We start from the raw sequence: 23,888 nt of genomic DNA, 5'->3' as shown, positions 1-23,888 counted from the left end.
CCAGGGGCCGCCGCGGGGGCGGTCGGTTTCAGTTCAGCCGTTGGGTGGGGGCGCTCATGTCGAACCAGTCGAACGGCTGGTCGCCGACGTTCACCATCACCGCCTTCACGTCGAAATAGGCGTCGAACGCCTCTTTCCCGAACTCGCGGCCGATGCCGGAGAGCTTGAAGCCGCCCCAGGGCGAGGCCGCGTCCACCCGGTGGTGGTCGTTGATCCAGACGATGCCGGCCTCGATGCGGTCGGCCACGCGGTGGGCGCGGGCGATGTCGCGGGTGCGGATGGCGGCGGCGAGGCCATAGGGGCTGTCGTTGGCGATGCGCACCGCATCGTCCTCGGTGTCGAACGGCGTCACCACCGTGAACGGGCCGAACACCTCCTCCTGGAAGATGCGCATGCGCGGGTCCACGTCGGCGAAGACGGTGGGCTCCACATAGAAGCCGTGGCTGCCGTCGAGCGCCGGCGGCACGCGCCCGCCCGCCACCAGCCGCGCGCCCTCCTCAAGGCCGATGCGGGCAAAATCCAGCACGCGGGCGCGCTGTCGCTCGGAGATCACCGGCCCCATCTGGGTGGCGGCATCGAAGGGGTCGCCGACGGTGATGGCCTTCGCCTTGGCGGCGAGCTTTTCAACGAACGCATCGTAGATGGATCGCTGCACGATGTGCCGCGCGGCGCAGACGCAGGTCTGCCCCGCGCCTACGAAGGCCCCGAACGCGGCATAGTTCACCGCCTGGTCGAGGTCGAAATCGTCAAAAACCACCACCGGCGTCTTGCCGCCGAGTTCGAGCGTCTGGCGGGCGAAATTGCCGGCGGCGGCGGCGCCCGCCCGGCGGCCGGCTTCGGTGCCGCCGGTGAGCACCAGCTTGCGGATGCCGGGATGCTCCGACAGCGCACGCCCCGTGACGGCGCCGGGACCGGTCACCACATTGAACACGCCCGGCGGCAGGCCGGCTTCCGAGAAGATCTCGGCGAGGCGCAGCGTGGTTAGCGGCGTGTATTCGGAGGGTTTCACCACCGTGGTGCAGCCCGAGGCGAAGGTGGGCGCAAGGTTCCGGCAGGCAATCAGCAGCGGATGGTTGAAGGGCGTGACATTGGCCACCACGCCCACCGGCAGGCGGCGGGCGTAGGTGAGATAATCGCCCTCCACCGGGATCACGTCGTCGCGCCGCGCCATGGCCAGGCCGGCATTGTAGCGGAACAGGTCCGGCACGCGGGCGAGCTGGGCGCGGGTCTCCCGCACGGGCCGGCCGTTGTTCAGCGTCTCCAGCTCGAACAATTCGTCGAGATGGGCCTCCATCACATCGGCGAGCTTGTTGACGAGGCGCGCGCGGGTGCGCACCGACATGCCGCGCCACTCCTTGGAGCGAAACGCCGCATCGGCGCTGGCCACCGCGCGGTCCACATCCTCGGCCGTCGCCTCAATGACTTGCGCGATGGTGGTGCCGTCGCGCGGCGCGGTGATGTTCATGAGCGCGCGCGGGCCGGGATCGACCATGCGGCCGTCGATGAACAGGCCCTTGATCAGGTCGTGACGGGGCGTTCCGGCCGAAGCCGGTTCCAGGGTGAGTGCCATGTGTGTCTCCGTTGCGTCGGGATGCGGCGGTCAGCCGCCGGTCAGAGCCCAGGCGTTGCCGCCGGCGATGCGCGCGCGTGCATCGGCGGAGAGGCCGGGCACGGCATCGAGCGTGTCGAGCGCGGTCTCGTCCGCCATGTCGAAGGGGATGTCGGTTCCGAGCAGCACATGCTCCGGACCGACGAGATCGATGAGATAGGCGAGCGCCCCGGCATCATGGGTGATGGTGTCGAAATAGAAGCGCCGGAACAGCTCTTTCGGGGATGTCGGAATGGTCTGCGCCTCGCGCCGCACCTTCCAGCCGTGGACGAGGCGGCCGATCTGATAGGGCAGGAAGCCGCCGCCGTGGGAGAGCGCGACCTTCAGGTCGGGAAGCTCGTCCATCACCCCGCCGAAGATCAGGTCCGCCGCCATGATGGCCGTGTCGAGCGGATTTCCGGCAAGGTTCGTGAGGTAGTATTTCTCGAAACCGGCCTTGGTTCCGAAGTAATAGGGGTGGGTGAGGATGAGCACCCCCAGTTCCGCCGCGCGCCGCAGGACGGGGCGGAACTTCGGCTCGGAGAGGGCGGCGCCGTCGATGTGGCAGCCGATCATCACCGCGCGCATGCCGAGATCGGCGACGATGCGCTCCAGCTCTGCCACCGCCGCATCGGGCGACTGCATGGGCAGGGTGCCCATGGGCCGCAGCCGCTGGGGCGCGGCGGCGGCGAAGGTCGCGATCTCGTCGTTCAGGCGCCTTACGAAGTCCGCCTCAGCCTGCGGCGGCACGCGGTAGAAGAAGAGGGTGGGCGAGGGCGAGATGATCGCGGCATCGAGGCCCCGGCGGTCCAGTGCCTCGATCTTCGCTGAGGGGGTGAGAAATTCCTCGAACAGGGGATAGGCGAAGCCCTCCCGATGGGCGAGGCGCGTCGCGCCCTCCGCGCGGTCCACCCGGACGCCGAAGACATCCGCCTGGGTTTCGAGGTGCCGGATGATGGCCTCCGGCATGACGTGATTATGGGCGTCGACGATCATGGAACGGTGCTCGCAAGGGTGGGGCAGGGGGCGCGGGGCGGCGCGCTCAGAGCCTGGTCGGCTCGCTGCGCGAGTAGACTGGCGCGGCGAGGAAGGCTTCCGGCTTGTAGGTCCAGAACTGCGAGACGTTCTCGTAGGTCTTGATGACCGTGTTCATCAGCCGTCCGTCGCGACGTTCCGTCCTGCGGATGTAGATATTCTCGATGGGGTTGCCGTAAGCATCGAGCCGCCACGGGCCGCGCGGATCGTCCTTGATGTCCACCTTGCGCAGGGCGTTCATGAACGCCTGCTTGTCCTCGATCCTGCCGTCCACCGCCTTGAGGGCGGCCTCAAGGGCAAGGCCCGCCGAATAGGCGCCTTCGGAATAGAAGCCAGGATCGACGCCCGTCTGCTTGCGCAGCGCATCGACGAAGCGCGCATTGGCCTCGCCAGGCAGAGCGGCCGAATACCAGCCGGCGGAGATGATGCCGATGGCCTCGTCACCCATGCTGTGCAGCACGCCCTCGTCCACGGTCGTCATGGAGCCGATGAGGGGGATTTTTCCCTTCAGGCCATATTCCGAATACTGCCGCAGGAAGCGCAGTCCGTTCGCTCCGGCGAAGGCCGCGAAGACGGCGTCGGGCTCGCCGATCTGCGAGATGTAGGAGCCGTAGTCCGCCACATTCAGCGGCGCCCACAATTTCTTGACGAGGGTGCCGCCGGCCGCCTCGAACGTGCGCTGGAAACCTGACGTCTGCTCCTGGCCGAAGGCGAAATCGTCGGCGATGGCGACGATCTTCTTGTACTTCAGCTCCCGCGCCACATAGTCGCCGAGCGGGTGGCACGGCTGGGCGGAGGTGGAGGAGGTGCGCACGAACCACGGGTTCAGGCGGCGCTGGGTCAGATCTTCCGCGGCGGCCGAGCAGCACAGAAAGGGAACTTCGGCTTCCTGCAAGTAATCGTTGATTGCCAGGGCCTCGAAGGCCGCCACCGGCCCCACCACGACCTGGACGCCGGAGCGCTGCACCAGTTCCTGCGCCCGCGTCTTGGCGAGCGCCGGCTGGCCGCCCGTATCGGCCACGATGAATTCCACCGGACGCCCGGCGACGCGCTCGGCGCGCTCGCGCAGGAAGAGGCGGAAGCCGTCCTCCATCTGCCGGCCGCCTGCGGCCAGCGCGCCGGATTTGATCGTGAGCATGCCGACGCGAATGGGCTGTTGCTGGGCCATCGCGGGCAGCGCGCCATAGGAGACGGCAGCCGCCGTCGCTCCCAGGAATCCTCTCCTTGAGATCATATTATCCTCCCGGACGATTTTTATTTATCGTTCGATCACTATTTGCATGGGAGGTGATCTGCGTCAAGGCGGTTCGCTGCGAGATGTGACGGGGGAGCTAAGGCGCCCGGGGTGGTGTGCCTCCCGCAGGCGTTGCTGGGAACGTGCAAGTCATCAGGAAACAATGCGGAGAACAACGCGGGATGAAGCGTATGATTTTTGAGCGGGGTGCAGTGTAAAACGCGTAAGGGTTCGCGCTGGCAGGTCGCCTCCGCCGGGCTGTGAGGTGCAACACGTGCCGCCCGCAGAAGGTCTTCAGCGGTCCACGTTCCACGGATTGATGACCGCCACACCGGCGGCGTCGAACGCGCTGGTGTGGCGCGTGGCCACAGTAAAGCCCCGGCAGGCCGCGATCGCAGCGATATAGCCGTCGGGCGCCGGAAAGACCTTCCCGGCCGCGCCCGTCTTCACCGCAATGTCACTGCGTTTTGCAGCAGCGACATCGAACGGCAAGATGCGGCCGGCGAACAGCTCCATCACCCCATCCAGAGCCTCGATGAGCCTGTCCTTGCGCTTGCCAGCGGTCAGCGCACCGATCCCGAACAATAGTTCGTCAATGGTGACGCTGGAGAGGCAGAGCGTTTCGGCCGCCTGCTCGTCGAGTCACGCCCGCACGGTGTCGTCGGGCGCGGGCCTCATCGCTTCCGAGATGACATTGTCGAGAAGGACCATTCGAAGCTCATGGGCTCGGCGGGCGTTCTTTCGCATGCCGGACTGAGGGCATCGATGTCCTCATTGGTCAGGCCAAGCCGGCGGCTACGCTCCGCGAGCGGCGTGCCGGAGACGCGTGTCAGGGCGAACGGCCGCCTCCAGGATGTCGCGCATCTCGGCTTCCCTGCTGCGGCCATGCTGGGCCGCGCGTACCTTCAGGGCGCGATGCGTCGCCTCGGCGAGGTCGCGGATTGTCACTGCGGGGATGATGGCGCCTCCAGTAAGGCTGATCGCGTTAATAGCAAAATTGAGGAGTTGCCATCAGATTCAAGATGCAGGGTTGCGGCGGCGCTTATGCTCCGCCGGAGTCGCCTGTAGGCGAGCCGCCATGCGGGAGAGGTGGTCTGCCGAACAGCCGCAGCAGTTTTCCGAGCTTTCGCTTGCCGTTCGGGGAGGGAGATCGCCTACGCTGGAGTGCGCCACGGCTTTCCTTGCCGTGCTTGCCGGCTGCTTACCGAGATGGCCCAAGCGCCGTCGGTAAGCACAAATGCCCCGCAGGGCGTCTGCCAACAATCCGATTTTCTTGAGAGAAACTGGAGCGGGCGAAGGGATTCGAACCCTCGACCCCAACCTTGGCAAAATTGGAGACAGCGTTATCCGGGGTTTTCCTCAGTTGTACCGACTTGTAATAATCAATATTATTCAGTGAGTTATTGATATTCGCCTTTCTGACATGGTATGAGATTTTCCGTCAAGGTGGTCACCAGGTGGTCACCAATTTCGATGGTGTCGGCCGATCGAAAGGCAGGGAAATGACGAAGGAAAATGCCGTAAGGCTCACAAAAAAGGTAGTCGATGGCATCGTCTCGAACGATGAGCGTCGTTTCGTTTGGGATAGTGAGCTATCCGGGTTTGGTGTCCGAGCAGATCCCAGCGGATCAAAGACGTTCATCATCAGATACCGCGCCAATGGCGGCGGGCGGAACGCTCCCAAGCGGTTTCAGACGGTCGGCCGCTATGGAAACTTGACCGTCGACGAGGCACGCAAGAAGGCGAAGATTCTGCTCGGCGCAGCCGCGAAAGGTGAGGATCCTGCCGGCGAGCTTCAGACAAAGCGTCGCGAAATGCTGATGGCCGAGCTGATCGGTCTCTATGACGAAGAAGGCTGCGTCGTTCAGCGCGGCATTCGGCAGGGCGAGCCCATGAAGCCCCGCACCAAGGCTTACACGATCGCGCGTCTTCGACACCATGTCGTGCCGCTGCTCGGACGAAAGCGTGTGTCGGAGGTTGGTGCGGGCGAGATCGAACGCTTCGTGCGGGATGTGACCAACGGCAAGACCGCCAAGGATGAGAAAATCGGGTTCCGCAAACGCATCATCGTTCGCGGCGGCGAGGGAGCCGCGCGGAAGGTCGTAAAGGATCTCTCCGCCGTTTTTAGCTTTGCTGTGCGGCGCAAGATCGTGTCCTCCAATCCTTGCGACATTGCTGCTGTGAAAAAATCCGACAACAGGCGCGATAGGTATTTGACGCTCGAGGAGGTCAGTCGTCTCGGCAAGGCGTTCGACGCGCTGGAACTGGAGGGAGTCAACGCCAAAGCATTGAACATTGCACGCCTGTGGGCTTTGACCGGCTGTCGTCGCGACGAGATCGCCGCGCTGCGATGGAACGAGGTGAGTTTCGAGCACGGCCTTCTCGTTTTGGACGACAGCAAGACTGGAAAGTCCATTCGGCCGCTCGGCGCGGCTGCAATCGTGCTGCTGCGTGGCATTACAAGGAAGCCGGGTTCCGACTTCGTATTCCCGGCGGAACGGGGAGATGGCCATTTTCAGGGGACAAAGGGCGTTTGGACCAGGGTCGTCGCGAAAGCGGAACTACCTGGCGTTACCCCCCATACGCTGAGGCATACTATGGGGTCTACCGCCGTCTCCTATGGCGAAGGGTTACCCCTGACAGGAGCCATCCTTGGCCATGCGAATGCACGCTCAACGGCGATCTACGCGCATGTGCAACATGATCCTTCGCGTCGCGCGGCTAATCGGATTTCGGGAAAGATTGCTGAAGCACTGGCAGGCAGGAGTGAAATGTCAGATCAGAACGAACAATCGGATGCACATGAACACTAGGCTGCCAAAACTGAAGTTGAACTAATTATGGAAGCGCAGATTTATCTCAGGAAATTATCCCGACATCTTTCATATCTGTTGGCGTTCGCACGGAGAATCAACGAACTCGACTTTGCCGCTTCGCTCGGCGGAGAATTCCGCGGCATGCAGGACGCCGGCTGGGCTACTACGATCACAGCGCACGAAGTGTTCGAGGAAATCTCCGCTCACCCCGCACACAGCCGCCCACGGTCGAAGGCCGAAATTCGTATCCTGCTGTTTCTCTATTGTCAGCTCGCTGAGGCGGGCGGCGTCTATGAGACCCTCAAGAATATGATGGGGATTGTCACGCTAAAACCTTATTTGCTTTGGCCATTTCAAGAACTTGTTCGAGTAAGGCGGCAACCCTCTAGGGTCATTGGGCCGAATGCAAATGCGACGTTCAGAGATCTAGCTAGAACTGCGCATGCGATTGGCATGCCGGGTCTTGCATTGGTGCTGGAAGAGGCCTTTAGAGACGATATTCGTAATGGCATTTATCATGCCGATTACGTTATTTGGGAGGATGGCTTGCGTCTCAGGCGTCGTAACGGCGGTCATGCGACTCGGCTGACTTTCGATGAGGTCAATGTGGCTCTTACAAAAGGCGTTGGCTTTTTTGACATCCATAGATCCTATATGTCCGAAGCCACCCGCTCTTTTCATCCGGCACGTACAATCATCGGCCGCTTTAGTGCAAATTTTCCAGCACCCTGGACTATCCATGCCGATCCCGAGCGGCACACATTCTCAATATCCGGTTCAGCGCCAGCCCCGGTAACAACGCCCGAATTTCAACGACAGGAAGCGATCAATGGTCAGCTTGGCGGGAAGGTATTGGCGGTGTTTACGGCTCAAACCGCCGGACAGCCTGCGGAATTTCTTGCTTACATGTGGGATGCCGGGTTCGCGCCTAACGAGATTGTTTTGCCCGAGGATCGAATGCTCAAACTCTTGGAACAAGTCGAGCGTGACGGACTGTGGGATCCTCGTTTCGAGCAACCGGCTCGGAGAAGCCTGCTCCTTCTAAGCCCGTGGGGTTTCCGATATCTCACCGAACCCGTCGATTTTGATAGTTTGCTCGACATTCCATTTATGGAGATCAATGTCGGGACAGGTGATGCATCCGAAAGTTCGGTGAGCGAGCAACCGTGATCGTTTTTCCAATCGTGATATCTCGGAGACTTAACCCCCTAGGCACAATCACCGAACTAGCCGGAGAGACGAACCGCCGACGGATGGCGGTTTCACATCGCCGGTAAGCCCGAACAGCAGATTGTCGAGTTCTGCCTCGGGGATATCCAGTCGGGTCGCAACGTGCCGGCGTGTCACGCCTTCCCGCCAAAGCTCCGTGAGGACACGGTGCCATATTGCAGATCGCTCCGGCGGGAGACCGTCAGGTTCGTTCGTGCCAAACCGCTTGTTTATCTGGATGCAGAAGGTTCGGTAATTCCAATCGGAAATCCGGCCGATCCGGTGGAGCCGGTGCGCGAGTGCCGCTACGGACACGCCCCACCGCTTCTTTGCGAGCACCAATTGATCGAGGCCTCGGACGAATGGGATCGTCGCCACGACGTCGTCGTGAGGCATCAGGAACGACGATGCAAATGCATGTGCCTCGAGCTCGGCGGCGCGCCCTTGATTGGGACCGCCGTGCTTGTGCAGGACGAGGTGCGCCAGCTCATGAGCGGCGTCGAACCGGCTGCGCTCTGTGGTCTTGAAGGTGTTGAGGAAGACATACGGCTCGCCATCATGCCAACAGGAAAAGGCATCCACATTCTTCGTGTTCTCGGCCAGCGAGAAGACGCGAACGCCCTTCGTCTCAAGCAGCTTGATCATATGCGAGATCGGCCGCTCGCCGATCGCCCAATGCTGGCGCAGCGCACGCGCGGCGCCAGCGGGATCGCGTTCATGGCTGAGGTCGAGCAAGTCTGGCTCCGGCAGAACGAACCTTTCCCGCACCCAGGCTGACATCTCGAAGGCCAGTGAGCCGGCGGCGAGCGCCGCATCGCGCTCTCGCGCCGACATCGCCGTGAGGCTCCGGAAGCTGGCGGCATCAGCGCTGATCGGCGCCGCGTCGTCCCGGAAGAAGAACTCCCGCGGGAATCCTAGCGCGCGCACCAAGCCGTCGACCGTGTCTTCATCCGGAACCTGCTGCCCGTTGACGACACGCGACAGGGTGACCGGCGATATGCCGGCCCGCTCAGCGAGAGCCTTGGCGGTCAACCGCTGCCGCTTCCGCGCGAGCTCCATTCTGCCAATGTTGAACATGGCCTAGCGACGCAAAACAGCAGGCTCGAACTCGATGCCATCCGGACGATCGCTATCAAGGATGGCATCCGCCGGCCATTCACCACCACCGAGGATGAAGATGCGCTCGATAAAGCCCTCGAAATTGCCGCCGGAAATACGTGAAGGCAGCGACAGCTCGGCGCGAACATCGTCACCTTGAACCGACACGCAGAAGAACCATACGCCGGTCCGGAGCTCCGCCAGCCCCTGATCCCGCGCCGCTGACATCTCTTCCTCGGGGAACAGCCCGGCCTGTCCCACCGCAATGATACGGTCGGCGCCGGAGCCTTTCCCGGAAACCGCTTGCGGCTTGTGCAACTTGTCGGCGGCAAGGTCGACACTTTGATAGACCACCTTAAGGGGGCTATCCGGATGCTTGACGGATTCGACGTTGTTCTCGCGATAATTGACCCAGCCGATTGCCCGGAAAAGTTGCCGCACATATCGGGTGCCGTAGATGTAGGCGAGCAGCCCCTCTGCAGAAGCGGGATCATCGGCGATCGCGTCGGCACGCGCAGCGACCACGCCGCGCACGACCTCGAGCAGCGCCTGACGCGCGACACCGAACTCGGCGAGGCGAGCATCAACTTCAGGATGATCGGCAAGCACGCGAACCGCAGCCATCGAATCGCTCCCGCGATAATTTTCCTCTCCTCATTTGTGGAGGAAAAAATTATCGCGCGCAACCGTCTTAGTTGGGTGGTTGGACCCGGGGGATGGCCGAAAGAGGGAGGCCGCCAAGAATATAATAATACCGGGCAGTCCTGGCTGCCGCCGATGCCGATGCACGCATTGAGCTGGTCGTTCACGAAAGATAGTGGCTTCAGGTACCGGCCCTCGCTGCACCACCTGCCGATGGGGGTGCAGCGGAGCGCGTTCGATCGCGGAGATCATCCCCGCGAAGGAGGGGGCGGCCAACGATCGCGATGATCGCGCCGGTGAACGGCTTCCCGGTTTCAGCCGACGCCCTCATAAGCGACGAACGTCATCATGCCGGTCGCCATGTGGTACAGGTGGTGGCAGTGGAGTGGCCAGCGTCCGGGATTGTCCGCGTCGAAGGTAACGGTCACGCGAGCCATCGGCGGGAGGAGAATAGTGTCGCGCAGCGCGCCGCCGAGCGTCTTGCCGTTAACGCCGACCACCTGGAATGCGTGGCCGTGCAGATGCATCGGGTGAGCCATCATCGACATGTTCGCCAATGCGAGCTCAACGCGCTCTCCCCGCTTGATCCGCAGCGCGTCGCCCCCTCCGATACCCCAGCTATAGTCCGCCATATTGCCGGTGAGGGTGAGCGCGAAGCGGCGGTCGGCAGGACGCTGCGCGAGCGGTTCGACAGCGCGCAGCCTCTGCTCGAGGTCGAGCCCGAGCACCGGTCCCTTGGCCTCTCCGAGCACCGGAATCTTGGCGATCGTCGCGCCAGCGGATGCCAGGATGATCCCCGCGCGCTCGGCGCTTCCCTCGCGCAGGGCGAGGATCGGAAACGAGCCGCCCGCCTTCGGCAGCGCCAGCCGAATATCCAGGCGCTGGCCCATGGAAATCGGAAATGACCGACCCGCGACCGGCTGGACGGCTTGACCGTCGACCGCGATCAGTTCCCCGCTGAGGCTTCCGGTATCGATGGTGAAGGCGGTCGCCGTCGCGCCGTTGATGATCCGCAGCCGCACCCGGCCGCCCTTGTCGACGGCGACGACCTCGGGGTCACCCAGCGTGCGGTCATTGGCGAGGTAGGCGTCATAGTCGATGTCGTTGAGATCCATCGCCATGCCCGGCATGCCTTGCATCTGGCCCGTCGCGCCGGAGGCCATCATGCCGGCCATGCCCTTCATCGTATCGGTTTGGCCCATCGCGCCGTGATCCATCGGCATGGCGCCGGCGGCAAGGCTTCCTTTGAGCTTGGCGAGCAGTTCTTCCGCAGGCGTGAACGAGAAGTCGTGCAGCAGGATCACCACCTCTTGCTCGTCCCGCTGCCGGTCGGCGGCGGTCCGCACGATCAGCGGCGCCGCCAGCAGATTCTGCTCCTGCAGCGTATGAGCGTGCATCCAGTGCGTGCCTCCGGCGCCGACCGGGAAGGTGTAGCGGCGCGTTTCGGAGGCCCCCAGAAGCGCGGCGGGATTGTCCGGCACGCCGTCCATCGTCCAAGGCGGTGTCAGGCCATGCCAATGGATCAGCGTCGGCTCACCGATCCGGTTGGAGAGGGCGACGTCGAAGCTGCTCCCGGCATCCAGCGTCAGGCCCGATGTGCCGTCCGGCTGGGCAAGTCCGAACACGCGCGCGGCCTTGCCGTTGACCTCGATGGTCCGACCGACCACGCCAAGCGGGCGCGGTGTGGAGTTTGACATGGGCGGGGCGGCATCGGGTGCGGCCTGCGCCCAGGCGTTGATTGGATGAAAGGCAGCCGAGGTGCCGAATGCGGCCGCTCCGGCCATCATCCGGTTCAGAAAATGACGACGATTCATGGTGTGGGTCCTTGTTCCCTTGCCGGTAGCAGGCCGGCTGACTGATCATGCGAATGCGCATCGAGCGACCCGATGTCCGCGGAGCATCAGGTCAGGTCCGATCAGGTGCGGGTTCGAGGAGGACCGAGGGTGGGTGGAAAGGCCAGGCCGGCGACGATTTCATCACGCTGTGCGTAACGCGCAGGGAGCACGATGCGCTTCGGGACAGTCGGACCTGGTGCGGCAAGGGCCACGACACAGGATGCGCATGCGCTACTGCAACAGAGCGCATGGTCGACAGCGTGAGAATGACCTTGGAGGCCACCGCCGCTGATGGCGGCCTGAGGCTGGCCGCTTTCCACGACGGTTGCTTGCTCGTGCCGGACAAGGTCGTGACACGGCATGGCCTGCGCGCTGGCGACAGGCGCAACGAGCAGCGCGATCGCGACCAGAAAGGCCAGCAACGCTCTCATCCATCCCACCGTCTGCAACCTGACGCTCATGCCTGATCCCTGCCTCCTCAAGAAAGCACGCTCCGCACAATTCCACCTTGACCCACATCAATGGCCTCTCTGAGGCGTTCTCTCGTCACGAGAACTTGTCCCTTTGGGAGGGCTATTGGCCGGGGCCGCCGATCCCGCCCCCGTTGCACGTCTCATTCGGCGGCGAGCCGGCTGGCGACAGACTCTGGCCTCGCGGCGTCGGAGGCCGCAGCGGCTGACGGCAGCCCCCATCCCTTGACCAGGCCGTAGATGGCCGGGATCACGATCAGCGTCAGCAGTGTCGAGGAGACCATGCCGCCGATCATCGGGACGGCGATCCGCTGCATGATCTCGGAGCCGGCTCCGGTGCTCCACAGGATCGGGATCAGGCCCGCCATGATGGCGACCACCGTCATCATCTTGGGCCGCACGCGCTCGACGGCGCCCTCCATGATCGCGTGATGGAGGTCGGCGCGCGTCAGGCTCCGGCCTGTTGCCGCGACCTTCGTGCCGACCTCGCTCCAGGCGTGGTCGAGGTAGATCAGCATGATCACACCGGTCTCGGCGGCGACACCCGCGAGCGCGATGAAGCCGACCGCGACCGCGACCGATATGTTGAAGTCGAGCCACCACATCAGCCAGAGCCCCCCGACCAGGGCGAACGGCAGCGACAGCATCACGATCAGGGTCTCGGTGATCCGGCGGAAGTTCAGATAGAGCAGCAGGAAGATGATCAGCAGCGTGACCGGCACGACGATCTTCAGGCGCGCCTCCGCCCGTTCCAGATATTCGAATTGGCCGCTCCAGGAGACATAGGTCCCGGCCGGGAACACGACCTGGCCGGCGACCGCGCGCTGCGCATCGGCGACATATCCGCCAAGATCGCGGCCGAGGATGTCGACATAGATGTAGATAGCTAGCTGGCCGTTCTCCGTACGGATCGAGGTGGCGCCCCGGGTGAGCTCGACCTTGGCGACCTCGCCGAGCGGCACGGTCCCTCCGTTCGGCAACGGCACCAGCACATTGCTGGCGATCGAGGACGGATCGCTGCGGAAGTCGCGCGGATAGCGGATGTTGACGCTATAGCGCTCGCGCCCCTCGACCGCCGTGGTGACGGCATCGCCACCGAGCGCCGTCCCGATCACGTCCTGCACGTCGCCGATCATGAGCCCGTAGCGCGCGAGTGAACTCCGATCCGGGACGATATCGAGATAGTAGCCGCCGATCACCCGCTCGGCATAGGCGCTCGACGTGCCGGGAACCTTCTTGACCACGGCCTCGATCTGGCGCGCCACGGCTTGCATCTGCGTCAGGTCCGTGCCGAACACCTTGATGCCGACGGGGGTGCGGATCCCGGTCGAGAGCATGTCGATGCGGGCGCGGATCGGCATGGTCCAGGCATTGGAGACGCCGGGGAACTGGAGCGCGGCATCCATCTCGGCCTTTAGGCTGTCGATGGTTACGCCCGGCCGCCATTGATCCTTCGGCTTCAGGTTGATGATGGCCTCGAACATCTCGGTCGGCGCCGGATCGGTCGCCGTCAGTGCGCGCCCGGCCTTGCCAAAGACCGTCTCGACCTCGGGGAAGGACTTGATGATGCGGTCCTGCGTCTGGAGAAGGTCAGCGGCCTTGGTGACCGAGATGCCCGGTAAAGTCGTGGGCATGTACATCAGCGTGCCCTCGTTCAGATTCGGCATGAACTCCGAACCGAGCTGCGTGGCGGGCCACCAGGAGGCGCCGAGCGCCGCGAGCGCGACGAGGATCGTCAGCGTCTTGGCCTTGAGCACGCCGCGGATGACCGGCCGGTAGATAAAGATCAGGAAGCGGTTGATCGGATTCTTGTGCTCCGGGACGATCCGCCCCCGGACGAAGATCACCATCAGCGCCGGCACGAGCGTCAATGAGAGCAGCGCGGCCGCCGCCATCGAGAAGGTCTTGGTGAAGGCCAACGGCCCGAACAGGCGACCCTCCTGCGATTCGAGCGTGAAGATCGGCAGGAACGAGACGGTGATGATCAGCAGGCTGAAAAACAGCGCCGGGCCGACTTCCCTGGCCGCCTCAATCAGAACCTCGACGCGGGGCTTGTCGGGCGGCGCCCGCTCAAGATGCTTGTGAGCGTTTTCGATCATCACGATGGCGGCGTCGATCATGGCGCCGACGGCGATGGCGATGCCGCCAAGGCTCATGATGTTGGAGCCGAGGCCGAGCAGCTTCATCGCCACGAAGGCCATCAGCACGCCGACCGGCAACATCAGGATCGCCACCAGCGCGCTGCGGACGTGCAGGAGGAACACGATCGACACCAGCGCTACGATGACGCTCTCCTCAATGAGCGTTCCCTTCAGCGTTTCGATCGCGGCGTCGATGAGCTGCGAGCGGTCATAGACCGGGACGATCTCCGTGCCCTTGGGCAGGCTCGGCATGATCTCGGCGAGGCGGCCCTTGACGTTGTCGATGACGTCGAGCGCGTTCGCGCCGAAGCGCTGCAAGATGATGCCGCTCGCCACCTCGCCCTCGCCGTTGAGCTCGGTGATGCCGCGCCGCTCGTCGGGGCCGAGCTCGATATGGGCGACATCGCGCAGGAGCACGGGCGTCCCGCCGTCGCTCTTGAGCACGATCTGCTCGAGATCGCCGATGCCCCTGAGGTAGCCTCGGCCGCGGACCATGAACTCGAACTCCGAGAGCTCCACCGAGCGGCCGCCCGTGTCCATGTTGCTCGCCCGGACGGCCTCGCGGATCTTCTGAAGCGGGATGCCGAAGGAGCGCAGTCGCTGCGGGTCGACGACGATATTGTATTGCTTGACGAAGCCGCCGACGCTGGCGACCTCGGCGACGCCTTCCGCCTTGGCGACGCCGTAGCGGATGGTCCAGTCCTGAAGCGAGCGCAGCTCCGCCAGCGTGCGATCCTTGGCGAGGACGGCATATTGGTAGACCCAGCCGACGCCAGTCGCATCGGGGCCGAGGCTGGGCGTCACGCCCTGCGGTAGGCGTTGTGCCGTGGCATTCAAGAATTCCAGGACGCGGCTGCGCGCCCAATAGGGATCGGTGCCGTCCTGGAAGATCACATAGACGAAGGAGACGCCGAAGAAGGAGAAGCCGCGCACCACCTTCGACTTCGGCACCGTCAGCATCGCTGTTGTCAGCGGATAGGTGACCTGGTCCTCCACGACTTGCGGCCCTTGGCCGGGATACTCGGTATAGACGATGACCTGCACGTCCGAGAGGTCTGGGATGGCATCGAGCGGCGAGGTCCTGATGGCGTAGACGCCGGCCGCGACGGCGAAGACCGCACCGATCAGGACAAGCATCACATTTCGCGCGGACCAGGCGATGAGGCGACCGATCATTTGGGATCCCCGCCGTTGAGGCCGCTTAGTGCCGCCTTGAGGTTGCTTTCAGCATCGATGAGGAAGTTCGCCGCGACGACGACCTTGTCGCCCGCCGCGACGCCGTCCCGGATCTCGACGTAGTCCGTGTCCCGGCGGCCGAGCTTGACCGGACGAGGCTCGAAGCGGCCCTCCCCCTTGTCGATGATCACGACCTGGCGCATGCCGCTGTCGATCACGGCGCTCGCTGGCACGGTGACGACCGAGGCTGCGGCGCCGGTGGCGATGTCGGCATCGACATACATGTCGGGGCGCAGGATCCCGTCGGGATTGGCGAGTTCGACGCGCACGCGGGTGGTGCGCGTCTCCTTGTTGACCTGCGGATAGATCATCGCGACCTTGCCGGCGAATACCCGGTCGACGAAGCCGCGAGCGCGCACCGTGACGGGCTGCCCGAGCGCGATCATCGGCAGATCGCGCTCGGCGACATCGACCAGCGCCCAGACAATGGAAACATCCGCAAGTCGGAACAGGACGTCTCCGGGAGCGGCCTTCATGCCCTCGACGGCATTGCGCTCAAGCACGACACCGTCGCGCGGAGCAGTCCAGGTGATCAAGCGGGGAACCTTGCGCTGGCGTTCTATCTCGGCGATCGCGTCCGCCGGAACACCGAGGTTTTCAAGGCGAAGGCGCGCGCCGCCGGCGAGGGCGTCGCGCCCGGCGCCGTTGAGATCGGTCAGATAGAGCGCGCCGGCCGCGGTAACCTCGGGCGAATAGAGGCGCAGGAGGGCCTGGCCCTTTTTCACCCGGTCGCCCGTCGTCACTTCGGACACGTTCTCCACGAAGGCGTCGGAGCGCACGGCCACGACGACGATCCGCCGTTCATCGAGCTGGATCGTTCCGGAGCCCCGGATGGGAGCCGAAAGGACGCGCTGCTGCACGGGTTCCGAGCGCACGCCGGTGCGTTGCAGCTTACCGGGGCTGATCCTGACGGTGCTCCCGTCCTCGTCCTCGCCCGCGTAGACCGGGATGTAGTCCATCCCCATGGAATCTTTCTTCGGCACCGGCGAGGTGTCGGGCAGGCCCATCGGGTTGCGGTAGTAGAGGACGCGCTTAGGTGCTGCCGCTCCCGGGCCTGCGGACACGTCCGCCTGCGCGTCTTCGAAGCTGACATCCTCGCTGGCATGGACCGGCAGAAAGGCACGCCCATCCGCGGTCCTGCGCGGCTCGGCGGCGTAGAACGGTTTGCCGTCGGGGTCGCGGTAATAGATCACTGGTCCCGACACTGCCTGCGCGGCTCGGGCGGACGGAAGTGGAAGCGCCTCGAGGTCCGGCAATCGGAGCTCATGGCGACCGGCGTAATATCCCCCGGCCCCCGCCGCCGTCAGGGCGGCGAGGGTGAGGACCGCCGAAGCGATCCGGGGTCTCATGGGAGTGCCTTGAGAACCAGCTTGCTCTCGACCGTATCGGCCTCGCCCTGCACCTTGGCGCCGAGCGAGAGCTGCCAGCCGCCGGCCATGCTGAGATTGGCCTTGAGCTGGTAGGTCCCCGGCTCCGCGCCGGGTATCGGCGTCACCTTGGTCGCCATCTCCTGCATGCCCTCGGGTGCCATATCGAGCCGGGTGGCGAAGATGACGGCGTCCGGCACGAGCTTGCCAGTCTTCTTGTTGATCAGGCGGACAGCAATGAGGGCGTCGCCTTTCTTGATATCCGTCTGGACGAGCTGGAATTCATAGTCGCTCGCGGCAGCGAAGGCGGACGTCAGAGGTACGGCCAACGACAGGCCGAGGAGCGCGCCGCCAAGGGCGCGCGCGGAATTGAACGTGATCATGTGTCGTTCCTGGAGTCTCAGTGTGTCAGATCCACCGGAAAGGCGGAGTGGCGCGCGGCAGCGCATGGCTGCGCGCGAGATCGTCGCAGCGCCCAGGCTGCACGACGATCCACCGGCCCTTTAGGCCAGCGCTGAGACCTAGACTCGCGGAGGTCGCATCAGTGGTGGGGGCGCCAGGCTGGCGAGCTGGGTGTCGGCCTTCAGGCCGAACGGCTTGCCCGCGCGCATCGTCAATGACCGCACAACGGCTGGCAGCGGTCCGCTCGAGAAGCACTTGGCAAGGCAGAGCGCCATCGACGGGCAGGTCGCCTTGCCGCAATCTGGGGTCTGTTGCTGCTGTTGGGTGGGGCAGCACGGCATGTCGTCGGACATCGCTGTATCCGACAGGTCCATAGCCGACATCGCCATATCCGATGGCTCTGCCATCGATACAGCCTCCATCATGCCGGCACCCGCAGGTGCAGCCATGGGGGCGGCGACCATACCCACGATCGCCAGGATCGAGAGCAGTCGAAAAAGCCAGAGCCGGTTCATCACATCCTAAATCTCACATTGTCTTGATCGGCGGAAGATCAATGCGTTCACGTTCTCGGCAGAGGCCGCTGCAATGTCGGCTGTCCTCGTATCAGAATCGTGCAAATAGCTGGCGAGTCATCCTAAGCCGCCTAACACTTCGCCTTGCCAGTGCAGAGTTCAACAGCGGAAGCCTTGCGGGAAAATTGGTGTGACTGCCGAACACCAGCAACGGAGTTTTTTCATGTGACGCCAAAATGGTCCTTGCCAATCGCAGCGTCACCCGTATTTTGCGACGCAATATGATGCAGACGCTTCGCTCATTCGTGATTCTTTTGACCGTGCTCGCCTTTTCGGTGACAAGCACGGGCTGGGGCATTGCGAGCAGCTTGATGGTGTCGAGCGGCGGGAAAGGGCACCACGCGCCGATCGAGGCCAGCCATTCCAGCGGACCGCATGAGCACGGCGACAGCGACCTGGTCCAGAATTCCGCTTGTCTGGAAGCGGACGGTTCGGCCTGCGCAGCCAAACATCAGCCTGGCGACGCATCTACCTCGTGCTGTGCTATGGCGTGCCACACTGCAATTCCGGCCAGCGGATGCGCTATGGCGATCATCGCTTTTGTCCGGACCATCGATCATCCGTCGCTTGAGGCGGGTGTAAAGGGATCGTCCGCGACGCGCCTTGAGCGCCCGCCGAGATCCGCCGACGTCTGATCGTCGGCCGACTCCCTTCACGACCTCTGATCGCTGACGGACAAGATCCGTCTCCGTTTCCGTCTTCGGGTTTCTGCCGACGGCTTTCGCTGCTGCGCCTCCGCAGCCGCTGAAGATCGCTGTTCGATGCCGCGCGGCCATGCCGCTCGGACCGACTGGGCCGATTCCGAGGATCTCCATGAAACCTGTCTTCCTGACGGCTTTCGCCGTCGTCCTGTCCGCATGTTCCGGACCACCTGTGATTGAGGTGGGTCCCAGCCCGTCCGACGCGAGTTCGAGCGTGAAGCCATTGCGCTACGCGCCCGTCACCGCGGGAACGGTCGACTACCGTCCGGTCGATCCGAAACCCTGGATCGAGCGCAATGAGCGTGTCGCTCCCAAGGCAGGGGGCGAATGATGGTGCTCACAATCGACAGCCAGGCGAAGCCTCTTCCTGCAGTGCCTTGGAGGCGGCTCGTCGCGATCGGCGCCATCGCCGCGACGCTGGGTGGCTGCGTAACATTCACGCCGGATGGTGGCATGAGCCCGGTGTCGGCGAAGGTCTCGGCCGCGATCGGCAAGGACACCGTGAAGATCGCGTCATCGGCCGAGGCGTCCGCGGTCCAAAGCCGCGTCAAGGCGCTCTTGACCAAACCCTTGACCGCGGACGGCGCCGTCCAGCTCGCGCTCATCAACAACCGGGGTCTTCAGGCCGAGTACAATGCGCTCGGCATTTCCGAGGCCGCCTTCGTCGAGGCTAGCTTGCCGCCGAACCCGGTCATCGGGGTCGAGCGGCTCTCCACCGGCGGCTCACTGGATATCGAACGTCGCGTGGTCGCCAATATCCTGGCGCTCCTGACGCTACCGGCCCGCAGCGACATCGCCAGGACGCAGTTCGAAGCCGCCCGACAGAAGGCGATCGAGGCAACCTTCCGCACCGCCGCGGAGACACGCCGTGCCTACTACCGCGCCGTGGCTTCGCGGCAGACGGCGTCGTTCCTCGAACAGGCGCGGGTCTCGGCCGACGCAGCTGCCGACCTCACGCGCAAGCTGGGGGAGACCGGCGCCGCGAAGAAACTCGACCAGGCGCGCGCGAGCGCCTTCTACGCCGAGGTGTCGAATGAGCTTGCCCAGGCTCGTTTGAAGGTCGGCACGGACCGCGAGGGCCTGACCCGCATGCTCGGCCTGTGGGGGGCCGACGCCGACTACAGATTGCCAGGACAACTCCCGGGCATGCCCCGCATCCAGACGGCACAGCAGGTCGAGGCCGATGCCATTCGAAAGCGCGTCGATCTCATCGCGGCGCGCCTCGAGCTCGACGCCATGGCCAAGACCCTTGGGCTGACCGAGGCGACGCGGTTCATCTCCATGCTCGATGGTGCCTGGCGCGGCAACTACGAGCGATCAACCGTGGACGGTGTGCGGGAGAGCTCGTCGCCGCGCGGCTTCGAGCTCGAAATCCAGATCCCGATCTTCGATGGCGGCGAAGTCAATGTGCGCCGATCGCGGGAGACTTACATGCAGGCGGTCAACCGCCTGATGGAAAAAGCAGTGAACGTGCGCTCGGAAGCGCGCGCGGCCTATCTCACCTATCGCGGCAGCTACGACATTGCCCGCCAGTATCAGAACAGCATTCTGCCGCTGCGCCGGACGATCAACGAGCAGGCCCTGCTCGAATACAACGGCATGCTGATCGACGTCTTCGAGCTTCTAACGACGGCGCGGGAAAGCATCGCCACCAACGTCGCCGCGATCGCCGCCAAGCGGGACTTCTTCATCGCCACCGTGGACTTCGAGACCGCGATCATCGGCGGAGGCAGCTCAGCCGGTTCGGCCGAGGGCTCCGTCGTAACCGCGGCCGCCGAAGGCGGCGGGAACTGACCGGAAAAGGGAGAACATCATGACGATCTCACGTCGAAATTTCCTCGGCGCATCCGGTGGCATGGCGCTTGTGAGCGCAAGCGCGGTCTCGGGCCGCGCCCAAGCGGCTGCGATCCCCGAAGCCGCCACCATGAAGGAGTCGGTCATGCAGCCGCCGCTCATTCCGACGAGCGGGCCGGACTACCAGCCCGTCGTCACGCTCAATGGCTGGACCCTGCCCTGGCGCATGAACGGCGACTGGAAGGAGTTCCATCTCGTCGCCGAACCGGTCGTGCGCGAGTTCTCGCCCGGCATGGTCGGCCATCTGTGGGGCTATAACGGCCAATCGCCCGGACCGACCATTGAGGCGGTCGAGGGTGACAAGGTCCGCATCTTCGTCACCAACAAGCTACCGGAACACACCACAATCCATTGGCACGGGCAACTGCTGCCCTGCGGCATGGACGGGGTCGGCGGGCTAACCCAACCGCACATCAAGCCGGGCAAGACCTTCGTCTACGAGTTCCAGCTCCAGAAGAGCGGCACCTTCATGTACCACCCCCATGCAGACGAAATGGTCCAGATGGCCATGGGCATGATGGGTTTCTTCGTGGTGCATCCGAAGGACCCCGCCTTCCGGCGTGTCGACCGCGACTTCGTGTTCCTGATGGCGGCCTACGACATCGATCCAGGCACCTATGTGCCAAAGGTCGCTGAGATGACCAACTTCAATATGTGGACCTGGAACAGCCGCGTCTTCCCCGGCATCGACCACATCGTTGCCGGTAAAGGCGAGAAGGTCCGCATCCGGTTCGGCAATCTCACCATGACGAACCACCCGATCCACATGCACGGCTACGACTTCAAGGTGTCGTGCACCGATGGTGGCTGGGTTCCGGAGGGCGCTGCCTGGCCCGAGGTCACCATCGATTGCGCCGTCGGACAGATGCGCGCCTTCGATTTCGTCGCCGACAAGCCCGGCGATTGGGCGATCCACTGCCACAAGTCGCACCACACCATGAACGCCATGGGTCACGACGTGCGCAACTTCATCGGCGTCGACAAGAAGGAGTTCGCCAAGAAGGTCCGCAAGCTGGTGCCGGACTACATGCCGATGGGCACCGCCGGCATGGCCGACATGGGCGAGATGGAAATGCCGCTGCCCGACAACACCCTGCCGATGATGACGGGCTTCGCCCAGTTCGGGGCGGTCGAGATGGGCGGCATGTTCTCGGTCGTCAAGGTGCGCGAGGGGCTCGCATCCGGCGACTACAAGGATCCGGGCTGGTTCAAGCACCCGGAAGGGACGGTCGCCTTCGAGTGGAAGGGCGAACCGAAAAAAGCCGAACGCAAGCCTCCCGCCGCGTTCGACAAGACGAAAACTGCCGAGTTCACCGTCGTGAAACCCGGCAAACAATCCCCCCATGGCAATCACTGAGAAGGAGTTCTACGTGCAACCACGATTCCTGATCGCCGCGCTTGCGGCCCTCACTCTGTCGACCGCAGCGCTGGCCGACGCCGGTCATTCTCACGGGGATGACCGCGCCTATGGCGAGCCCGGAGATCCCAAGAAGCCGGCACGCACCGTCCAGATCACCATGCGTGAAGCGGACGGGAAGATGGTGTTCATCCCGAACAAGATCGACATCCGCAAGGGCGAGCAGGTCAAGTTCGCCATCCGCAACAATGGTGAGCTCGATCACGAGATCGTCGTCGGCACGCTCGACGAAAACCTCAAGCACATGGCCGAGATGATGAAAAACCCGGACATGGAGCATGACGATCCCAACGCCAAGCGCCTTGCGCCGAAGAAGACCGGCGACATCGTCTGGAAATTCACCAAGGCCGGGGAGTTCGACTTCTCCTGCCTCATCCCCGGTCACCGGGAAGCCGGGATGTCCGGCACCATCATCGTCAAGTAGTTGCACCGAACAGAGGAGCATAGACATGCGCAAACTGATGATAGCAGCAGCGATCTCCGCGTTCTCGACCGTCGCCTTGGCGCAAACCGCGCCGGTCGACGGGCAGATCACCAAGATCGACCAGGCCCAAGGCAAGGTCACGCTCAAGCACGGGCCGATCAAGAACCTCGACATGGATGGGATGACAATGGTGTTCGCCGTTGCCGACCCGGCCATGCTGAAAGCGGTCAAGGTGGGTGACAAGGTCAAGTTCGAGGCCGATCGGGTGAGCGGCCGACTGACGGTCACTAAGATCGACAAGGCGATGTAACATCTCATTGTCCCGGGGAGCGCCGCAGCGCTCCCCGTCCACCGGAGGATTACCCGATGAACACGGACCGCAGACGCATGCTCCTGCTGGCGGGCGCGACGCTGTTTGCGCCAGCGGCTGCCAGGGCCGCTGGCCAACCTCTGGTCACGGTCTACAAGGACCCGTCCTGCAGCTGCTGCAGCGCTTGGGCCGACCACATTGCGAAGGCCGGCTTTCCCACGAAGATCGTCGAGGAGCCGAGGATGAACGCAATCAAAGTTCGCTTTGGGATTCCGTCGGCGCTCTGGTCCTGCCACACGGCCGAGGTCGAAGACTACCTTCTCGAGGGCCACGTTCCGGCCACGGCTTTGGCCCGGCTCCTGGCTGTCCGGCCGTCCGTACGCGGAATTGCCGTTGCCGGCATGCCGGTGGGATCACCCGGCATGGACGTCGCCGGAATGGAACCCGAGACCTACGACGTGATGGCTTTTGGTTCCCAACCGCCGAGCCTGTTCATGCGCTTCCGCGGCGCCAGCCCGATTTCGACTTGAGCGCATAGGCATGGACGAACAATCGGGGAGCATTCGGACGGTAGACCGGCAAGCCGGCATGGTCCTGATCGCACGCCCTGCGCCAGGCTACTCCCTGGTCCAGCGGCTCCTGCATTGGGGTGTGGTCCTGCTGTGCCTGGTACAGATTCCCACGTCGTGGGCCATTGCCCGCACCCATATGACGCATGCCTTCATGCAGCCGGCTCCGTTCGACCTCTTCCTGCATCGCGTCCACGCTTGGAGCGGTTGGCTTATCCTGGCCTTCGCGGTGGCCCGTATCGGCCTCAGATATCTCCACGGTGTCCCGCCGCTGCCTGCGGCTTCCTCGCGAATCACGCGCTGGGGGTCGGCGGTTAGCCACGCGCTGCTGTACGGCCTGCTCTTCGCGCTGCCGATCACCGGCACCGCCGCCATGTATGTGAACAGCGCGACCTTTGCGCCGATCCACCGGTTGCTGACGTGGTCGCTGCTCGCTGTCGCGGTCGTTCACGCCGGTGCAGCGCTCTGGCACCATTTCGTCCGACGCGACGAGGTGCTTCGTCGAATGGTCGTCGGGCTTCGAACCTCGAAATAAATGCCATTGCCCAGCAGCGACAGATCCCTCGGTCCAATGCGCGATGTCGCCCAACCAACCCTCGGGTCATGCTGCAATGGGAGGAGGATCATGCGTAGAGCGGAAAAGTCCGATGGCGTTCTCGCGATCGTTGCCGCAACACCTGTCATGGCGGATCCCTATTTACCGACGTTGGCAGGGAGGGAACGCGCGCGCCACGGGTTCCGGGACGTCCAGCGTGAGGCTCATCCGAGGGGCCCGCGCCACAGCAGGCAGCACTTGTCCAACGACACGTCGTGCCGCAGCCGCAGAAGAGGCTGCTGGGTTCACCTGCCCGTGGCAAGTCCTATATGTGAAACGCAGATTTCTCTTGGAAAAGCGTTGAGACGAGCCCTTTGCCAGGGCGCGGCTCAACTGCTCCCGATCAAGCGCCGGAAAGCTGATTGCCTCT

Annotated in this window: 21 protein-coding genes and 2 pseudogenes; 11 read left to right on the top strand and 12 right to left on the bottom strand. The window is 63.9% G+C overall.

Going from position 1 to position 23,888, the window contains the following annotated elements; all coding sequences use genetic code 11:
- Positions 1-28: 28 nt before the first annotated feature.
- The 5 genes and pseudogenes from ACT54R_RS18970 to ACT54R_RS18950 form a co-directional block, all read right to left on the bottom strand.
- Entirely contained in the window at positions 29-1,570 is a 1,542-nt protein-coding gene (locus tag ACT54R_RS18970) for an aldehyde dehydrogenase (protein WP_476328746.1), read from the bottom strand.
- Between the two features lie 30 nt (positions 1,571-1,600).
- A complete protein-coding gene (locus ACT54R_RS18965) occupies positions 1,601-2,584 on the bottom strand; it encodes an amidohydrolase family protein (protein ID WP_476328744.1) in 984 nt (327 codons plus the stop codon).
- Positions 2,585-2,630: 46 nt separating this feature from the next.
- Entirely contained in the window at positions 2,631-3,857 is a 1,227-nt protein-coding gene (locus ACT54R_RS18960) for an ABC transporter substrate-binding protein (RefSeq protein ID WP_476328742.1), read from the bottom strand.
- A gap of 294 nt (positions 3,858-4,151) precedes the next feature.
- A pseudogene (locus tag ACT54R_RS18955) lies at positions 4,152-4,568 on the bottom strand (PIN domain-containing protein).
- Positions 4,532-4,814 (bottom strand): annotated as a pseudogene (locus ACT54R_RS18950) (FitA-like ribbon-helix-helix domain-containing protein). Before ACT54R_RS18950 ends, ACT54R_RS18955 begins: the two co-directional pseudogenes overlap by 37 nt.
- A gap of 500 nt (positions 4,815-5,314) precedes the next feature.
- Here ACT54R_RS18950 and ACT54R_RS18945 point away from each other — a divergent pair.
- Both ACT54R_RS18945 and ACT54R_RS18940 read left to right on the top strand, forming a co-directional pair.
- Entirely contained in the window at positions 5,315-6,670 is a 1,356-nt protein-coding gene (locus ACT54R_RS18945) for a site-specific integrase (RefSeq protein WP_332116892.1), read from the top strand.
- Between the two features lie 27 nt (positions 6,671-6,697).
- Positions 6,698-7,843: a hypothetical protein gene (locus tag ACT54R_RS18940; RefSeq protein ID WP_332116893.1), complete on the top strand. Its 1,146-nt coding sequence runs from the start codon at positions 6,698-6,700 to the stop codon at positions 7,841-7,843.
- A gap of 48 nt (positions 7,844-7,891) precedes the next feature.
- Here the strand turns inward: ACT54R_RS18940 and ACT54R_RS18935 are convergent, their stop codons facing one another.
- The 3 genes from ACT54R_RS18935 to ACT54R_RS18925 all read right to left on the bottom strand — a co-directional run bounded on the left by ACT54R_RS18935 (position 7,892) and on the right by ACT54R_RS18925 (position 11,436).
- Positions 7,892-8,959 carry a helix-turn-helix domain-containing protein gene (locus ACT54R_RS18935; RefSeq protein ID WP_332116894.1) on the bottom strand — a complete coding sequence of 356 codons (1,068 nt, stop codon included), beginning with the start codon at positions 8,957-8,959 and terminating at the stop codon, positions 7,892-7,894.
- Positions 8,960-8,962: 3 nt separating this feature from the next.
- Positions 8,963-9,604: a hypothetical protein gene (locus tag ACT54R_RS18930; protein ID WP_332116895.1), complete on the bottom strand. Its 642-nt coding sequence runs from the start codon at positions 9,602-9,604 to the stop codon at positions 8,963-8,965.
- Between the two features lie 332 nt (positions 9,605-9,936).
- Entirely contained in the window at positions 9,937-11,436 is a 1,500-nt protein-coding gene (locus ACT54R_RS18925; protein WP_332116896.1) for a multicopper oxidase family protein, read from the bottom strand.
- A gap of 269 nt (positions 11,437-11,705) precedes the next feature.
- Here ACT54R_RS18925 and ACT54R_RS18920 point away from each other — a divergent pair, with 269 nt between their 5' ends.
- Entirely contained in the window at positions 11,706-11,924 is a 219-nt protein-coding gene (locus ACT54R_RS18920; protein WP_332116898.1) for a hypothetical protein, read from the top strand.
- A gap of 146 nt (positions 11,925-12,070) precedes the next feature.
- Here ACT54R_RS18920 and ACT54R_RS18915 read toward each other — a convergent pair whose 3' ends face one another.
- The 4 genes from ACT54R_RS18915 to ACT54R_RS18900 all read right to left on the bottom strand — a co-directional run bounded on the left by ACT54R_RS18915 (position 12,071) and on the right by ACT54R_RS18900 (position 17,588).
- Positions 12,071-15,244, bottom strand: coding sequence for an efflux RND transporter permease subunit (locus tag ACT54R_RS18915; protein WP_332116899.1), 3,174 nt, complete (start codon positions 15,242-15,244; stop codon positions 12,071-12,073).
- Positions 15,241-16,653, bottom strand: coding sequence for an efflux RND transporter periplasmic adaptor subunit (locus ACT54R_RS18910; protein WP_332116901.1), 1,413 nt, complete (start codon positions 16,651-16,653; stop codon positions 15,241-15,243). Before ACT54R_RS18910 ends, ACT54R_RS18915 begins: the two co-directional genes overlap by 4 nt.
- On the bottom strand, positions 16,650-17,054 hold the full coding sequence (locus tag ACT54R_RS18905) for a FixH family protein (RefSeq protein WP_332116902.1): 405 nt from the start codon (positions 17,052-17,054) through the stop codon (positions 16,650-16,652). Before ACT54R_RS18905 ends, ACT54R_RS18910 begins: the two co-directional genes overlap by 4 nt.
- Positions 17,055-17,192: 138 nt before the next feature.
- The gene (locus ACT54R_RS18900; protein WP_332116903.1) at positions 17,193-17,588 is read right to left on the bottom strand and encodes a hypothetical protein; all 396 of its coding nucleotides are present in this window, start codon (positions 17,586-17,588) and stop codon (positions 17,193-17,195) included.
- Positions 17,589-17,824: 236 nt separating this feature from the next.
- Between ACT54R_RS18900 and ACT54R_RS18895 the strand changes: the two genes are divergently transcribed.
- The 8 genes from ACT54R_RS18895 (at position 17,825) to ACT54R_RS18860 (ending at position 23,458) form a co-directional block, all read left to right on the top strand.
- Positions 17,825-18,283: a hypothetical protein gene (locus ACT54R_RS18895; RefSeq protein WP_332116904.1), complete on the top strand. Its 459-nt coding sequence runs from the start codon at positions 17,825-17,827 to the stop codon at positions 18,281-18,283.
- A gap of 178 nt (positions 18,284-18,461) precedes the next feature.
- Positions 18,462-18,680, top strand: a complete 219-nt coding sequence (locus ACT54R_RS18890) for a hypothetical protein (protein ID WP_332116905.1) — start codon at positions 18,462-18,464, stop codon at positions 18,678-18,680.
- Complete coding sequence (locus ACT54R_RS18885; protein ID WP_332117002.1) at positions 18,680-20,143, top strand: TolC family protein; 1,464 nt, start codon at positions 18,680-18,682, stop codon at positions 20,141-20,143. The genes ACT54R_RS18890 and ACT54R_RS18885 overlap by 1 nt, the downstream gene beginning before the upstream one ends.
- Before the next feature lie 19 nt (positions 20,144-20,162).
- Positions 20,163-21,560, top strand: coding sequence for a multicopper oxidase family protein (locus tag ACT54R_RS18880; protein ID WP_332116906.1), 1,398 nt, complete (start codon positions 20,163-20,165; stop codon positions 21,558-21,560).
- The gene (locus ACT54R_RS18875) at positions 21,547-22,044 is read left to right on the top strand and encodes a cupredoxin domain-containing protein (protein WP_415453988.1); all 498 of its coding nucleotides are present in this window, start codon (positions 21,547-21,549) and stop codon (positions 22,042-22,044) included. The genes ACT54R_RS18880 and ACT54R_RS18875 overlap by 14 nt, the downstream gene beginning before the upstream one ends.
- 25 nt (positions 22,045-22,069) lie before the next feature.
- Complete coding sequence (locus tag ACT54R_RS18870; protein WP_332116909.1) at positions 22,070-22,354, top strand: copper-binding protein; 285 nt, start codon at positions 22,070-22,072, stop codon at positions 22,352-22,354.
- Between the two features lie 56 nt (positions 22,355-22,410).
- Positions 22,411-22,884: a DUF411 domain-containing protein gene (locus tag ACT54R_RS18865; RefSeq protein WP_332116911.1), complete on the top strand. Its 474-nt coding sequence runs from the start codon at positions 22,411-22,413 to the stop codon at positions 22,882-22,884.
- 10 nt (positions 22,885-22,894) lie between these two features.
- Positions 22,895-23,458, top strand: coding sequence for a cytochrome b (locus tag ACT54R_RS18860; protein ID WP_332116912.1), 564 nt, complete (start codon positions 22,895-22,897; stop codon positions 23,456-23,458).
- The last annotated feature ends 430 nt before the right edge of the window (positions 23,459-23,888 follow it).

Source organism: Xanthobacter sp. DMC47, from assembly GCF_056313845.1.
This window is presented reverse-complemented; position numbering and strand designations above follow the sequence as displayed.

Coding starts and splice junctions, on each gene's coding strand:
- ACT54R_RS18920 (WP_332116898.1), top strand. CDS start 11,706: ATGGTCGACAGCGTGAGAATGACCTTGGAGGCCACCGCCGCTGATGGC.
- ACT54R_RS18890 (WP_332116905.1), top strand. CDS start 18,462: ATGAAACCTGTCTTCCTGACGGCTTTCGCCGTCGTCCTGTCCGCATGT.
- ACT54R_RS18935 (WP_332116894.1), bottom strand. CDS start 8,959: ATGTTCAACATTGGCAGAATGGAGCTCGCGCGGAAGCGGCAGCGGTTG.
- ACT54R_RS18875 (WP_415453988.1), top strand. CDS start 21,547: ATGGCAATCACTGAGAAGGAGTTCTACGTGCAACCACGATTCCTGATC.
- ACT54R_RS18865 (WP_332116911.1), top strand. CDS start 22,411: ATGAACACGGACCGCAGACGCATGCTCCTGCTGGCGGGCGCGACGCTG.
- ACT54R_RS18960 (WP_476328742.1), bottom strand. CDS start 3,857: ATGATCTCAAGGAGAGGATTCCTGGGAGCGACGGCGGCTGCCGTCTCC.
- ACT54R_RS18860 (WP_332116912.1), top strand. CDS start 22,895: ATGGACGAACAATCGGGGAGCATTCGGACGGTAGACCGGCAAGCCGGC.
- ACT54R_RS18925 (WP_332116896.1), bottom strand. CDS start 11,436: ATGAATCGTCGTCATTTTCTGAACCGGATGATGGCCGGAGCGGCCGCA.
- ACT54R_RS18930 (WP_332116895.1), bottom strand. CDS start 9,604: ATGGCTGCGGTTCGCGTGCTTGCCGATCATCCTGAAGTTGATGCTCGC.
- ACT54R_RS18910 (WP_332116901.1), bottom strand. CDS start 16,653: ATGAGACCCCGGATCGCTTCGGCGGTCCTCACCCTCGCCGCCCTGACG.
- ACT54R_RS18900 (WP_332116903.1), bottom strand. CDS start 17,588: ATGAACCGGCTCTGGCTTTTTCGACTGCTCTCGATCCTGGCGATCGTG.
- ACT54R_RS18870 (WP_332116909.1), top strand. CDS start 22,070: ATGCGCAAACTGATGATAGCAGCAGCGATCTCCGCGTTCTCGACCGTC.
- ACT54R_RS18965 (WP_476328744.1), bottom strand. CDS start 2,584: ATGATCGTCGACGCCCATAATCACGTCATGCCGGAGGCCATCATCCGG.
- ACT54R_RS18940 (WP_332116893.1), top strand. CDS start 6,698: ATGGAAGCGCAGATTTATCTCAGGAAATTATCCCGACATCTTTCATAT.
- ACT54R_RS18970 (WP_476328746.1), bottom strand. CDS start 1,570: ATGGCACTCACCCTGGAACCGGCTTCGGCCGGAACGCCCCGTCACGAC.
- ACT54R_RS18915 (WP_332116899.1), bottom strand. CDS start 15,244: ATGATCGGTCGCCTCATCGCCTGGTCCGCGCGAAATGTGATGCTTGTC.
- ACT54R_RS18880 (WP_332116906.1), top strand. CDS start 20,163: ATGACGATCTCACGTCGAAATTTCCTCGGCGCATCCGGTGGCATGGCG.
- ACT54R_RS18895 (WP_332116904.1), top strand. CDS start 17,825: ATGGTCCTTGCCAATCGCAGCGTCACCCGTATTTTGCGACGCAATATG.
- ACT54R_RS18885 (WP_332117002.1), top strand. CDS start 18,680: ATGGTGCTCACAATCGACAGCCAGGCGAAGCCTCTTCCTGCAGTGCCT.
- ACT54R_RS18905 (WP_332116902.1), bottom strand. CDS start 17,054: ATGATCACGTTCAATTCCGCGCGCGCCCTTGGCGGCGCGCTCCTCGGC.